We start from the raw sequence: 14,441 nt of genomic DNA, 5'->3' as shown, positions 1-14,441 counted from the left end.
AAACAGCCTCCCCTGCTGATACAGGAGAGGCTATTTTTGTGTACTTATAGTCGAGAAAGCATCATACTTGTAACTGGACAAAGCTCTGGAGTTTCCTCTTTTGCAAAAAAGCGCAAGGGTCCTTCTTCTTTGACTGCCCCGTAATCTAGTTCCGAAGAGAGCAGGCCTTGAGCAGAATAGACTGCAATCAGATCATACTCTTCGTCTCCAGTAGCAAACGTTCGCTTCAGTTCAGGACCAGACAGCAGTGATTCGAGCTTCATACCCTCCGCTCTAAGTCCTGTTTCTTCCCATAACTCACGTAGCGCAGTCTCTTCTAATATCTCGCCAGGCTTCATGTTGCCAAGAGGTATGCACCATAATCCATCGTCAGCACGCTGTTGAAGCAAAATTTTACCCTGTTTGTTCAAAACGACCACTGCAGCTTTTACTGCAATTAAGGATCTTTTCATTACAAATTGCCCAAGATCTCCTTTTTTGGAATTCACGAGGACCTCCCTCCTTGTCTATAAGCTACAAGCAATTAAGTGACTTCAACTTGTTTATTCTGTTTCGTATCTGTACAAGATATCATCTTCTGCTTCCACATAGGTTACATCCAAACGGTGACCCTTCAAATACCAGTAGTCTTGCTCTTCCATAAAGAAAGTGATGCCTGAAACCTCTGTGCGTTCAATCGGTTCTTCTGGTTGTTCTACAGCTATGCCGAGTGAGAAGCCCGGATGAAGACCTCCGCCAGAGCTGTACCGAGCAAAAAATCGAATGGCTTCGCCATCTGATATTCCAAGCTCTTTCTTGTACCATTCTGCCGCTGCTTCCGTTACGTGTATGCTCATCGTTATGTCAACTCCTCATCGTTTGTTTTTATATTATCATATTGATTCCCTTCAAGTCATACTTAAGCCGCATGAATGAAGTATAAAATAGAGAACAATTTTTGAAACACCCAACATATGTAATTTATTTGAAATTGTTTGACATATAATTTGTCAGGTGGTAATATTTTTTTCAGACGATTCCTTAGCTAGAATTAATTACCAATTTGAGAAAGGGTGATTCCGATGTTTAGAATTATGGATGATTTATTTACAACCAGACAACTGAATACGGAGCAGCCCATCAATACGATTGGAATTGATTCTGATCAGTGATAAATGTATCTAATGACTTTACACCTGTTTTTCACATCCAATCATTAGCGACTTCTGCTCACGCATGTGACATTTGCTGCGTATGAACCTGAATATAGGAAGGCATACCGTTTAGCGAACGGTATGCCTTTTTTGTGGTTTGTAAGATTGCGCTAGGACCCTGAATCGTATCACAAAACAGCTGAACGAAATTGAAATTCATTTTAGAAAGGATGGGATTCCCTTGTTCGCAGTACTGAAAAATTTAAGCTGGTATTTTAAACAGGAGCAAAAGCGATATATCGTTGGTTTGATGCTGCTAATTCTAGTTGGCATCGCTGAACTGCTTCCACCAAGGCTGATCGGGCATGCTATCGATGAGATTGTCACCGGTTCCATCACCTGGCCCGCACTCACCCGGTATATTTTACTTATTCTTGGTATTATTCTGGCCATCTACTTTATTACATATGTTTGGATGCACAAGCTATTTGGAGGAGCAAACCTCGTTGAAAAATTACTTAGATCAAGGTTCATGGGCCACTTGCTTCGCATGACCCCGCCATTTTTTGAACGAAATCGCACAGGCGATCTGATGGCAAGAGCTACTAACGATTTACGCTCTGTTGCTCAAACCGCAGGATTTGGAATGCTCACCTTAACAGACTCAACGGCATACTTGACGACAGTACTGTTCGCAATGGGATTCCTGATCAGCTGGAAACTCACGCTCGCAGCTACCCTGCCGCTTCCTTTTATAGCCATAGCCATGATGATCTATGGAAAAAAAGTGCATGAGCGCTACTCTCTTGCTCAAGATGCTTTTGGAAATATGAATGACCAAGTCCTTGAATCTGTAGCAGGTGTACGTGTTATTCGGGCCTATGTACAAGAACGACATGATGAAGAACGATTTAATGAGATTACGGATGATGTATATCAGAAAAATTTAGCTGTTGCTAAAATGGATGCTTTATTTGAACCTACCATACGACTATTCGTTGGACTCAGTTATATTATCGGTCTTGGCTTCGGAATCTACCTTGTTTTTCGAAACGAAATTACACTTGGAGAACTTGTGTCTTTTAACATGTATCTTGGAATGATGATCTGGCCGATGTTTGCCATCGGGGAGCTGATCAATGTCATGCAGCGAGGTAATGCCTCCCTTGACCGTGTTAACGAAACATTGCATGTGGCCCCCGATGTGCAAGATCCTAATAATCCGGTACATGTAAATACACCTGAACGTATTCAAATGAAAGGCCTGAACTTCCGTTATCCAACCTCTACTGTCCCCAATCTGACCAACATTAACCTTGATATTCATCAAGGCCAGACGCTTGGTGTGGTTGGAAGAACAGGAAGCGGGAAATCCACTTTACTGAAACAACTTCTTCATGAGTATCCTTCTGGTTCTGGAGATCTTCTAATTAACGATACCAAGATGAATGACATTTCTAAAGACCAACTTCACAGCTGGATCGGATATGTCCCTCAAGAACAGATTTTGTTCTCGAAAACAGTGCGAGAAAACATCCAGTTTGGTAAACCTAACGCTAATGAAGAAATGATCATGGAGGCGATTCGCACCGCGGCGTTTGACGGAGATTTGGGTACGCTCTCCGATGGTCTAGAAACGCTCGTTGGTGAAAAAGGAATTGCTTTATCAGGAGGCCAAAAACAGCGGGTATCTCTCGCAAGGGCATTCATCTCAGATCCCGACATTCTTATTCTCGATGATGCCTTATCAGCGGTGGATGCACGTACAGAAGCAAAAATCATAACCAATATTCGAAAACAGAGATCCGGCAAAACGACGCTTATCTCTACCCATCGTTTATCTGCCGTAGAACATGCGGACCATATCATTGTTCTTGAACAAGGGAAAATCGTAGAACAAGGTACGCACGAACAACTCCTAAACCAAGAGGGTTGGTATAAAGAACAATACGTACGTCAACAAGTCGAATCCAATCTCACTCTTTAAGGAGGTGTCTTCCATATGAATTATACAAAAAACGTAACTAAGAGACTATTTGCCTATGCACTAAAATCGAAAGGTACCTTCATTGCTGCACTTATTATGTTATCGATCGGGGTTGCAGCAGATCTCACTGCTCCGTTTATTGCAAAAAATATGATTGATAATCACGTTCTCTCTATCGAACAACCTTACTTTGAGTCAGAGCCAGGTCAAGATGCTGTTCCCTATCACGGAAAGCATTATAAACGTAATGATCGATTTCATGAAGGAGAAACACAAGGTGAAGAAATTCGTATCTTGCAAAGTGGACGCTCTTTTTATCTCGTAAATGAACCCGTCACCATAGAAAGCGGGAATTCTTCTTATGATAATGGAGTCCTCACCGTAACACGTGGAGAACAGAGCGCGTCTTATCAAGCAACTCCTTTATCTGTAGATGAGCTGTTCGCTTTCTACAAGCCAGAGCTTCCAGGAATTTATAAGCTAGTCGGACTCTATTTTATGTTTCTAGTGATCGCAATCATTATGGATTTTGGAAAAACGTACTGGCTGCAATCTTCAGCAAATAAAGTCATTCAGAGGCTCCGTACGGATGTATACGCTCATATTCAAAGACTTCCTGTTCATTATTTTGATAATTTACCAGCAGGGAAGGTCGTTTCTCGAATTACGAATGATACAGAAGCAGTAAAAGATTTGTTTGTCGCTGTGCTTTCTAATTTTTTCTCCGGAATCATCACCATGATCGGGGTTTATATTGCTCTCTTCATTTTAGATGTAAAGCTAGGACTCATTTCCTTGTTTGTTGTCCCTCTACTCGTGCTGTGGATGGTCCTATATCGCAAAATTGCAACCAAATACAATACAATTATTCGTTCGAGGCTTAGTGAAATTAATGCCATGATTAATGAATCTATTCAAGGGATGTCCATTATTCGTATATTCCGGCGTCAGAAGAAAACATATGAGGAGTTCGAAGCGTTAAACGAAGATTACATGAATCATCAGAACAAAATGCTTAATCTAAACGCATTCACCACTCATAACCTGGTAAACGTACTTCGTAACCTCGCATTCGCCATTGTTCTTCTCTACTTTGGTGCAGGTTCAATAGACGGATCAAGCCTCATCTCTCTTGGTGTACTTTACGCATTCGTTGACGTACTAAGCCGTTTATTTCAGCCGGTTACAGGAATGGTTAATCAGCTGGCTAACCTGGATTCTTCGATGGTGTCTGCGGGTCGTGTCTTTGAACTCATGGATGAGACCGGCGAACAAGTAACGGACGGATCTATGCCAAGATATCGTGGTAATGTGGAATTTAAAGACGTTTCTTTCGCTTATAACAGAGATTATGTGCTCAAAAACATATCATTTGAAGCGAAGCAAGGTGAAACGGTTGCGCTAGTTGGTCATACCGGATCAGGAAAAAGTTCAATTATTAATCTTTTATTTCGTTTTTATGATCCGCAAAAAGGCACGATTACGATTGACGGTCAGGATGTCAAAGATATTCCTAAACAATGGATTAGAGAACATATGGGAATCGTACTACAAGATCCTTATCTTTTTACGGGTACCATTGCTTCTAATGTCAGCTTAAATGATAATAAAATTTCTCGAGATACTATTGAGAAAGCCCTTCGGGATGTGGGTGCTGAACAGTTACTCTCTCATCTTCCGCAAGGTTTTGACGAACCCGTCGTAGAGAAAGGAAGTACCTTATCCGCTGGGCAGCGTCAACTGATTTCTTTTGCAAGAGCACTGGCTTATGATCCTGCCATCCTGATCCTGGATGAAGCGACGGCAAATATCGATACAGAAACAGAAGCTATCATCCAAAGTGCGCTGGAAGTTTTGAAAAAGGGGAGAACGACTTTTATCATAGCCCATCGTCTCTCTACGATTCGCAGTAGCGATCAGATATTAGTTCTTCACCAAGGGCAGATTGCGGAGCGAGGAAATCATGATGAGCTAATGGCTCTTGGCGGACGATACTATCAGATGTATCAGCTGCAACAAGGGAATCTACTGGCTAATTCCACTGTTACAGATCAAGTGAATCATCCAGCTCTAGCGCAGACATCTTCCCCGCATTAAACCATAACCATGCACGAACTCATATAAAAAACCCTCTTGCAAAATCGGTTTGCTTCCTGAGCAATCACAATTTTGCAAGAGGGTTTTTGCTATTATTTTGAATTTCCATCTCCATCAGCCAAATCGTCGTCTTCCCATTCCTCATCGGTTAACTCTTGATCCGTCTCCTCTTCGAGTTCAAGCTGATTAATCAGAACTTGGGTGTAATGCAGTAGTTTATACTCCAGCTTCTGCGCTTGGTCTTTGAATTCAATAAGCTCATCAATCATCTGAGAGCGACCTTCGGGAGTGAAGGTTTCTAATATTCGTTCCTTAAAATAATCATGCACGATATAATTTCGTTTTTTCCATATATTATTTAAAAGGATACTTTCCTCTTCTGAGAAATCAAAATTATGCTGTATTTCATGAACCAGTTGACCTAATGAACTTCCTAATTTCTTATAATATAAGTTCGTAAGTTCCTCTTCCGGGCTAATCTTTCCTTGCGTCAGCTTCATTAGCACCAGCAAATTGACGAGTTGTTGTTCTAGGGCTTGTGAGTAGTATACCGCCAAACCGTAATAAGAGAACAATTCCTTCGAATGTTCACTATCCAGCAGCCGATGCTCATGCATAAGATGTCTCTCCTTTATACTTTCTTATGCCTATGTTACTAGGAATGTTGTGGTAAAATCAACCAAAATCTGATTTCTTTGGTGAGATCCCGCTCTTTTTCTGCACCGGAGTGATGATGGTGATATTTGTTCCCATACCCAGCTGACTATAAATAGTTACCCCGTACTCTTCACCAAAAGACAACTGAATCCGTTCATGAACATTACATATTCCATACCCTTTTTGTTTAATTCTATCTTTTTCAAGCAAAGATTGTGCATGCGGAGGCTTCATACCAACTCCATCATCAATGATCTGAAATACGATCTTGTCCTCGAGCTGTTCACCCGTGACCCGGATATAAATTCGATCTCCACACCAAGCATGCTCTAGTGCATTCTCAATAAAAGGCTGTAAAATCAGCTTGATTGTCTCATACCGCAATATATCAGGATCAATATCAAAATCCACCTCCATACGATCACCGTATTTTACCTTCTGAATATCCAGATAAGCCTGTACCTGTTCCAGTTCTTTATAAATTGAAATAATGGTCTGACCGTCATTTAAGGTTAAACGATAAAATTTAGCTAAATTCATAATCATTTCATGCTGCTGCTCAACTCTTCCGAACTTCGCTAGCCGGCTGATCGAAGAGAGCGTGTTATATAAAAAATGGGGATTGATCTGAGCTTGAAGCGACTCGAGTTCAGCCTGCTTCTTTTTCAGATTCGTTTCATATACTTCTTCAATTAAATGCTCCGTTTGCTCCCCCATTTTATTAAGCGCATCTGCAATTAATGTGAATTCATCTGTTCCTTTATAATGAATCCGTTTATGGTAATCCCCCTGCTGAAACATAACAAGTACGGAGATCAGCTTACTAAATCTTTTCGAGATATATCTAGAGAAATAGCTGGCTACCGCACTAATCAATACTATAAACAAGATGCAGATGAAGAGTGTAATCTGTGTAACTCTCTGTACCCCTTTTTCCAAAATCCCTTGAGGTACATAGGCAGTAATTGTCCAGTCAAGCTCGGGTATCTCCTCATGGATAATCAATTCACTTGAAGCACTCTCATTACGCTTGACAGGATGATCTTCTGCATTCAGATCACTGGAAGCGTACATTTTTTGGCCATTCTGATCGACAACTTCAATCATACTTCCCGGACCGATTTTATTATAATCCATACTTTCAAACAATTCAGATAGATAGATACTGCCGCGAATAAAACCAATTTCTTTCAAATCAAGAGGATCTAGTGTATTCACCAACCGCCGAAGTAAAGAGATTCGTTCAAACTGTTCGTCATCATCCACCTGAGACCATTTCATTGTCTTTCCATACTTTTCAGGCGGGAAACTTCGATACCAATCCTCAAATTGAATCCGATTAATATGATATACATCAAAATATTTACCTTTCACCTTTAGTAAATCTACGGGTCCTGCATCATAATATACTTCGGGTAAGTTCGGATCCCGCAGATAAATAGACAACCATAATTTTTGATTCGTTGATTCAACCGCTTGCCTAAATTTCGGAAGAAGAGTCGTTGATGTTGTCTCGTAACTGATCCAGCCTTCTTCTGAACTCCTAAGACTCAGTGCAAGCGCCTCATCGTAGTAAAGCATATCTGATATTCTTTCGGTATCCCTTAATTTATAGCTGACATTATCCCTCATCTGAGCAAGTGTTCCCTGTAGATTGGTAATGGTTTGTGTCCGCATGGAATCGACCAGAATGGAGTTAGCGGTATATCCCAAGATCACGACCGGGAGGATAATGAAGACGAGATAAGAAATAAATAATTTCCAGCCAAAAGGTAAAAATTTCGCACTCTGATTCATCCGTTTATACATGGAGCCAGCCTCATTCTTTCTTATGCTTTTCTACGATATTCAATAGGAGTCATACCATATGTTTCTTTGAATTGTCTGCTGAAATACGGCATATATCGGTATCCGACGCGATCAGCTACCTCATACACTTTAATTTTTGGATCTTGCAATAAGTCCCGGGCTTTCTCCATACGCAGGGCAATAATATACTCATTATAACTTTTCCCCGTCTCTTCCTTGAAGATCGCTCCTAAGTAATTAGGAGAAAAGCATAGCTCGTCAGCGACCTCGCGGAGAGTCACATTCAGATGTAAATGTTCTTCTATATAATGGATAACCCGCCCGATCACCTTGGCATGTTTCTTTTGCTTGAACCTCGGGTGATTCTCCATGTCGAATAGATTCAATAAATGATCTGTCAACCAAGAGATAAGTTCACTTTTGGTTTGATGGTTTTTGATCTTCTCTACTTCAAGTTCGCTAAGAGGAATAAAACCTATGGGGTAATTCAATTGAGTACTGACATAATGATCGATACGTATAAGTAAATACAGCACGATAAAATGTAGTTGAGATTTGATGTTTTCGCCACGAGCTACTCCAAGCATCTCTTTAAGTTCTTCCTGTACCATAACTCGGTCACAAGCAAGCAGACAGGAGACCAAGCAATCCAGTGGTTTATCAAAAATAAGCGCTTTCGCATCCGATGTAATACGGTATATGTCTGCATATTGTTCATTTTTATGAGCTACGCGTGTTCCAATTAGGTGATACTCGATCGATTTGATCGCTGCCTGACTAAATACCAAGTCCATTTCTTCACGCAGAAGTTTTTCATTCAATTCATTCGTTATTTTTTGAAGAACGGCAATCAATTCGTGATCATCCATAGGCTTCAGCACATAACTATAGGCTTGTAAGGACAAGGCTTCCTTAACATAAGCGAAGTCTTGGTATCCGCTTACAAATATTAATTTTAAATCTGGTCGCAATTGAAGAGCTTTACGAGCCAGCTCCATTCCAGTCATCCCAGGCATATGTACATCCGTAACTAAAATATCGACATGTTTTGTTTCCATCACTTGCAAGGCTTCGAATCCATTATTCACGGCTCCACTAACTTCAAGCCCCAATTCTGCCCAAGGGATAAATTGACACATCCCTTCCAAATCTAAAATCTCGTCGTCTGCAATGAGTACCTGATACATAGTGTCATTCCCCCCTGTAGAGAATTCACAACGAATAAATGATAAACGCATTGCACCGTTCTAAAAAAGAGCGGTGCGCGTTTACCATTATTATACTTCACTAAATGAAATGAGCGAGTATTAAATTGAATTATTTCCCAGCAATTTTAGCGATATTTTCTTGCCATTTTTTTGTTTTAAAAGCAAGTAACTTATCATATCCGATACCTACTGCTTTTTCATGGGCTTTATCTAGGATAGATAATACTTCCTCATCACTTTTTGCATAAAGCGCTTTGGCTCTTGCTTCTGTGAAAATTTCATTCAATTGCTGCTGAATAATTCCTTCTTCGGACTCAGGCATCGCCGTAAGGTTGATATATTCTGTCGCATCGAACTGTGTTTTCCAAGTAACTTCGGATTGATATTTTGTCTCCCAGTTTTGCTGATCTGCTGGAAGGGATTGTTCAAACTTCATTTTTGCATTATCAACAAAAACGGTATTCCCATTCCACTGAAGGTTAACTGTAGCATCCATCATTTTGTTACGTCCTTCAATATCTGTTACATAAGCATCCGTAAATTTCGGAGCCCCATCTTCATCTGTTCCATCCCAGTATTTCCCTTCCGGTCCCCACATAATGACACGTTGACCTTCAGGAGATGTGTACCAGTCAAGGAAAGCAAAGATTTTTTCTGGATCTTTAGCACTTTTCGTAATGACACTTACGTTCCAACCAAGACTGTTATACGTACCCGCCCAGATTTTGTTTTTGTCGAGTCCTTCTTTGTGCACAGGCCAAATCATGAAGTAACCATCATTTGGATCTTTCTTCTTCAGCTCAATATCACCCACAGCACCATACTCTGTCGGACTTGCACCTGCCGCTACCGCAACGCGCCCTGTATATACTTTTTCCTTGATTTGGTCTTTTGTTTGAGTAAGTGCATCTTGTGCCATTAATTTTTCACGGAACAATTTGCTTGCATATTGCGTTGATTCTCTAAATACAGGATCAAGGAAAATAGAAGTCAGCTGATTATCTTTTGGTACTCCTCTTTCCTTCACAAATACAGGAGGATGATCTTCGCCAAAGGAACCGTAAAGAACATCTAGCCCTTGGCCGTCTACCGCAAGATCCGGTTCAAATGGAACAACATTCGGATATTTTGCTTTAACTTGTACAAGGTAGTTATACAAGTCTTCTGTTGTTTCAAGTGCTGGCTCACCAAGCTCCGTGTACATCTTCTTGTTAACTAAGTATCCCGCATTACCATTTGGCTGCGAAGTATACCAATTCGGGAATTGATATAATTTGCCGTCACTAGAACGAAGCATATTTAACGTTTCTTCACCAGCCCACTTTTTCAGGTTGGGATATTTATCAAGATAATCATCAAATGGGACAAGCGCTCCCGCTTCACGCAGACGCTCCACATCCGCATTACGGTCCATCCAGATCACATCAGGGAGTTCAGAAGCAGCAATCATCGTGTTTAGCTTTTGAGCCGCATTTCCCCCGGAATTAATTGCAGATACATTCACTTTTTTATTGTCTTTGATCCATTTACTTGCTTCGTCGCCGCCCCACTGCGGCATGGTGTACCAATCATAATGACCGTAGAAAGTAAAATTCAGATCTTCTTTCCCCAGCTCAAAAGAAGTTGCTTCTACGTTTTCTTTTGGCGGAGTAGGTTCTGCTTCCGGTGTAGCAGCTGTTCCCCCATTACCACTCGAACAACCTGCAATCCCGATGGCTGATGCAAGCAGTGCAACTAGCAAGGTACTAGTTCCCTTGTTTCTTTTTTTCCACATCTTTGTAAACCCTCCCCTTAATATGTCTGGTACAACCATCTATGGTCCAAAGTCAAATGACTTTAAACACCTATTCTTTTAGCGATCCAACCAGTACACCCTTCACAAAATACTTTTGTACAAAAGGATAGACGGCAATGATCGGTAGTGTAGCAACCATCATCGTTGCCATAGAAAGCGACTTTGTGGTCACGTTTCGCATACGAGACATACGGGCTTGTGCAGCAGAGTCAAGCTGCGACATCTGTTCACTCATGATGTTGGAATTCAGTATCTGTTGAAGCATGGATTGAATAGGCAATAACTTCTCATTGTTAATATAAATACTCGGTAAGAACCATTCATTCCAGTGGAAGATTGCCGTGAATAATGACAACGTCGCGATGACCGGACCTGAAAGTGGAAGGACGATGCGGAAAAAAGTTCTGAAATGACCGCATCCATCAATTTGCGCTGACTCAAGCAACCCATCCGGTAATCCACGAAAGAAGGTTCTGAAAATAATCATATTCCATACACTGATCAACGTCGGGATAATGAACACCCAGAAAGAATCCATCAGTCCAAGACTGCGTGTTACTAAAAATGAAGGAATCAAACCACCGCTGAAGTACATCGTTACGATAAAGAAGACCATATAATATTTCCTGCCGATTAGGTCCTGTTTGGACATCGCAAACGCAAGCATCGCTGTAAATAGAACGGAAAATAAAGTGCCGATTAGTGTTCTCATGATCGATATGTAAAATCCATTTAATATCCGGCTGTCTTGGAATACAATGCTGTAGTTCTCGAGTGTCCACTCCCGGGGCCAAAAGGTTATACCTCCGAGAGCCGTATCCATCCCTTCATTAAAAGAAACCACCAGCGCATTCCAGAAAGGATAGAATGTAGAGAACCCTAGTAAAATAAGAAGAGTGTAGATGATAAACATCATCAATCGATCATTCAAACTTCGGTGTTTCATCTAGATGCCCCCCCTTGTGACATATCTCCTTGTTGCGCGATTAATCCTACCATAAGCTGTTCCCCGATCTGCGTGCGATATAGTTAGCTACCGTAAGGAGAGTTACACTGATCACCGCTTTAAAAAGTCCAGCAGCTGTAGCGTAAGAAAAACGCTGATTCTCTATACCAATTCGGTAAACATAGGTGTCAATAACATCGGAAACATCTCGGAGAACCGGGTTTGATCCAAGCAGCAAGATGTCTTCGAAACCTGCATTTAATAAGTTACCAATCGCAAGGATAAAGAAGATAATAATCACGGGCATAATGGAAGGTATCGTAATAAACGAAATTTGTTTTAGTCGGCTTGCACCGTCCATCTCCGCCGCTTCATATAGACTTGGGTTAATTCCTGCGATCGCCGCTAAGTATACAATCGAGTTAAATCCAATTTCTTTCCATACATTGGTACTTACAAGAATTGTCCAGAAATAATCAGCTGTCCCAAGAAATCCGATAGGTTCATCAATTACATGCAGGGACTGCAACAAAATATTTAAGCTACCATTATCCGTTGAGAGAATCGACATTGCGAATCCTGCAACAATAACCCAAGACAGAAAATGCGGTAAATAACTTATCGTCTGAATTACTCGTTTAAACGCCATCTGTTTAACTTCATTCAACATCAGCGCTAGGATAATGGGGGCAGGAAAACCAATGATTAACTTTAACGCACTTATGACGAGCGTATTTCTCATAATGGTCCAGAATTCAGGTGCATTAAAGAACATTTCAAAATGTTTAAATCCTACCCAAGGGCTAGCCCAAAACCCATCAAAAATACTGTAATCCTGAAAGGCCATCAGCACACCATACATCGGAATATAGCTAAATATGAATACAATAATCAACGCCGGGATCACCATAAGCTGGAGTTCCCATTGTTTCCATAACCGAACCGCTAGACCTCTTGGTTTTTTGCGCTCCGCCACTCTAATGTCCGTAGAGATCTGTGACATTGTTCCCCCTCCTCTTGCTTTTATTGTAAAACCTTCTTGGAGAGGAAACTATATATGTAATTAACGATATTTGATAAAAATCAATGATAATGTAAGTAATCGTAACACAAAATAACGTTTTTTTATTAAAAAATAATAATTTCGTAAAGACAGCGTTTACATATGTGAACAAAAAAAGATGTAAGCGTTATAACATGACATCTCTTTTTTTGGAAGATAGATAAACATAACATGAACCTAAGATAAAAGCGTATACAATTGAATAAATCACCAAACCTAACATAGGCCAAATCGATTCAGGTGTGAGCATTTGTTGAATAAGTGGTAATACCGGAGGTAAAACCCAGCTGATAAATTGGACGGAATCAGGCAGGATTGCTATCAATTGTGTATGCAATATGCCTGTAATGGACCATAAAATAAGGAGATTTAATCCATAATTCAATTGAGGAATCATACTTCGCTGGGTTAGCAGTGCTAAAGACGATCCTAAAATCCCGAGCGTGAAATGCCCGCTAATCGCTGTAACCCATTCATTCACATTTGGATAGCCTTGAAACATCATCGTAATAACCGGATAAAGGATTGCGATCGCTGCTAAAATGAAGGTCACTGCGATAGCAGATAACCATTCGGATAAATAGTATTTCCACCTATGTGGAGAATGGGTAAGTGTAACGGCCCGCTGATCCGGGCTTTCTGCATGATATAAACTTCTTCCTACCCAGCAAGATATGAAAAATAGAAATATTGCCGTTATACTGTAACTATCAGCAATCGGATTTGGCTTATAGGAATACAATAACATCGTAATGAAGACGTATAGAATACAAGGTACAAAATAAGCATTTGATCTCAGATAGGTACGTAGAAGATACGTTATATTAGATAAGATCAACTTTATCCCTCCTTTCAAAACCGTTTATTTTTCTTCTCTGATCACGGATTGTATCGATCCGCCTTTTGCTAGGATATGTGCTAGTATAATATCGCTATGGCTAGAGTGCATGATAATCGTTATTTCGGGTTCAGCTTCTTTTTTTGACTGTGTACTAAGTTCAATGATGCCTTCAGCGGTAGAAAGGACTTTTGCTTCTGCTTCGGAAAGATTGGTAACTCGAACTAGGGTGGTATCTATGGTCACTATTTCTTCTGGTTGCAGCAATCGTATCAACTTTCCTCTTTGCATTTCTACTACGCGATCTGCAAGTTCGCTTACAATTAAATGTTCATGACTCGCACATACTAGGGTCATCTTTGTTTTCTTGTACTCTGATAGTAATTGAATCAGATTCCGCTGAGAGTTCCGATCTAAGCCAGACAAAGGCTCATCGAGCAGCAAAAGTTCTGGATCCCCTAACAAGCTTTGCATGATATTTACCTTCTGTCTCATCCCCTTTGAATAAGAGGCAATCTGCTCATTTTTATCCTCCATAAGTCCAAATAATTCAAACCACATGCCCGTGTGATACAGAATTTCCTTCTTACTGAGACCTTGTATTAAGCCCATGGCAAGTAAATAATCTTCTGCTGTAAAATTAGTTACGGGTAAACGATCAATCGCATATCCTGTTCTTCTTAGTAATGTCTTTTTAGTGCCTCCGGTTATTTTCCTTAGCACTTTTCCTTCCGTTGGGTAGATTAACTCCGCAAGTAATCGAAGGAGGGTCGTTTTGCCTGACCCATTATCACCGATCAGCACAAGACACTCTCCCTGATTAATTTGCAGAGAAACATCCGAGATCACCACTTTCTCTCCATACCTCTTTGATACTCGATCTAATTCAATGAACATGAACTCTCCTC

Annotated in this window: 12 protein-coding genes; 2 read left to right on the top strand and 10 right to left on the bottom strand. The window is 40.6% G+C overall.

The features are described from left to right. Window positions 1–44: 44 nt before the first annotated feature. Both PV403_RS04970 and PV403_RS04965 read right to left on the bottom strand, forming a co-directional pair. Window positions 45–488, bottom strand: coding sequence for an NUDIX domain-containing protein (locus tag PV403_RS04970; protein ID WP_213532641.1), 444 nt, complete (start codon window positions 486–488; stop codon window positions 45–47). Window positions 489–542: 54 nt separating this feature from the next. Beyond that, on the bottom strand, window positions 543–836 hold the full coding sequence (locus tag PV403_RS04965) for a HesB/YadR/YfhF family protein (protein WP_213532640.1): 294 nt from the start codon (window positions 834–836) through the stop codon (window positions 543–545). Between the two features lie 538 nt (window positions 837–1,374). Here PV403_RS04965 and PV403_RS04960 point away from each other — a divergent pair. Continuing rightward, window positions 1,375–3,120, top strand: a complete 1,746-nt coding sequence (locus tag PV403_RS04960) for an ABC transporter ATP-binding protein (RefSeq protein WP_213532639.1) — start codon at window positions 1,375–1,377, stop codon at window positions 3,118–3,120. Window positions 3,121–3,135: 15 nt separating this feature from the next. After that, the gene (locus PV403_RS04955; protein ID WP_213532638.1) at window positions 3,136–5,217 is read left to right on the top strand and encodes an ABC transporter ATP-binding protein; all 2,082 of its coding nucleotides are present in this window, start codon (window positions 3,136–3,138) and stop codon (window positions 5,215–5,217) included. 92 nt (window positions 5,218–5,309) lie between these two features. Here the strand turns inward: PV403_RS04955 and PV403_RS04950 are convergent, their stop codons facing one another. The 8 genes from PV403_RS04950 to PV403_RS04915 all read right to left on the bottom strand — a co-directional run bounded on the left by PV403_RS04950 (window position 5,310) and on the right by PV403_RS04915 (window position 14,430). After that, window positions 5,310–5,834: a hypothetical protein gene (locus tag PV403_RS04950; RefSeq protein WP_249717200.1), complete on the bottom strand. Its 525-nt coding sequence runs from the start codon at window positions 5,832–5,834 to the stop codon at window positions 5,310–5,312. A 58-nt stretch (window positions 5,835–5,892) separates the two neighbouring features. After that, entirely contained in the window at window positions 5,893–7,683 is a 1,791-nt protein-coding gene (locus tag PV403_RS04945; protein WP_249717198.1) for a sensor histidine kinase, read from the bottom strand. 20 nt (window positions 7,684–7,703) lie between these two features. Continuing rightward, window positions 7,704–8,870, bottom strand: a complete 1,167-nt coding sequence (locus PV403_RS04940) for a response regulator transcription factor (protein ID WP_332083735.1) — start codon at window positions 8,868–8,870, stop codon at window positions 7,704–7,706. A gap of 130 nt (window positions 8,871–9,000) precedes the next feature. Beyond that, window positions 9,001–10,665: an extracellular solute-binding protein gene (locus PV403_RS04935; protein ID WP_213532636.1), complete on the bottom strand. Its 1,665-nt coding sequence runs from the start codon at window positions 10,663–10,665 to the stop codon at window positions 9,001–9,003. A gap of 70 nt (window positions 10,666–10,735) precedes the next feature. After that, window positions 10,736–11,632: a carbohydrate ABC transporter permease gene (locus PV403_RS04930; RefSeq protein WP_213532635.1), complete on the bottom strand. Its 897-nt coding sequence runs from the start codon at window positions 11,630–11,632 to the stop codon at window positions 10,736–10,738. 46 nt (window positions 11,633–11,678) lie between these two features. Further along, window positions 11,679–12,635 carry an ABC transporter permease gene (locus tag PV403_RS04925; protein WP_213532634.1) on the bottom strand — a complete coding sequence of 319 codons (957 nt, stop codon included), beginning with the start codon at window positions 12,633–12,635 and terminating at the stop codon, window positions 11,679–11,681. A gap of 187 nt (window positions 12,636–12,822) precedes the next feature. Beyond that, window positions 12,823–13,533 carry a hypothetical protein gene (locus tag PV403_RS04920; RefSeq protein ID WP_332083734.1) on the bottom strand — a complete coding sequence of 237 codons (711 nt, stop codon included), beginning with the start codon at window positions 13,531–13,533 and terminating at the stop codon, window positions 12,823–12,825. Window positions 13,534–13,557: 24 nt separating this feature from the next. Beyond that, entirely contained in the window at window positions 13,558–14,430 is an 873-nt protein-coding gene (locus PV403_RS04915; protein WP_213532632.1) for an ATP-binding cassette domain-containing protein, read from the bottom strand. Between the last annotated feature and the right edge of the window lie 11 nt (window positions 14,431–14,441).

The organism is Paenibacillus sp. GYB006 (assembly GCF_036577645.1).
GTDB lineage: Bacteria > Bacillota > Bacilli > Paenibacillales > Paenibacillaceae > Paenibacillus.
Note: the sequence above shows the minus strand (reverse complement) of the source record. Positions and strands in the feature narration are given on the sequence as shown.

Excerpts from the sequence above, each read along its gene's own strand:
- PV403_RS04965 (WP_213532640.1), bottom strand. The coding sequence starts at position 836 with ATGAGCATACACGTAACGGAAGCAGCGGCAGAATGGTACAAGAAAGAG.
- PV403_RS04955 (WP_213532638.1), top strand. The coding sequence starts at position 3,136 with ATGAATTATACAAAAAACGTAACTAAGAGACTATTTGCCTATGCACTA.
- PV403_RS04950 (WP_249717200.1), bottom strand. The coding sequence starts at position 5,834 with ATGCATGAGCATCGGCTGCTGGATAGTGAACATTCGAAGGAATTGTTC.
- PV403_RS04945 (WP_249717198.1), bottom strand. The coding sequence starts at position 7,683 with ATGTATAAACGGATGAATCAGAGTGCGAAATTTTTACCTTTTGGCTGG.
- PV403_RS04940 (WP_332083735.1), bottom strand. The coding sequence starts at position 8,870 with ATGTATCAGGTACTCATTGCAGACGACGAGATTTTAGATTTGGAAGGG.
- PV403_RS04935 (WP_213532636.1), bottom strand. The coding sequence starts at position 10,665 with ATGTGGAAAAAAAGAAACAAGGGAACTAGTACCTTGCTAGTTGCACTG.
- PV403_RS04930 (WP_213532635.1), bottom strand. The coding sequence starts at position 11,632 with ATGAAACACCGAAGTTTGAATGATCGATTGATGATGTTTATCATCTAC.
- PV403_RS04925 (WP_213532634.1), bottom strand. The coding sequence starts at position 12,635 with ATGTCACAGATCTCTACGGACATTAGAGTGGCGGAGCGCAAAAAACCA.
- PV403_RS04915 (WP_213532632.1), bottom strand. The coding sequence starts at position 14,430 with ATGTTCATTGAATTAGATCGAGTATCAAAGAGGTATGGAGAGAAAGTG.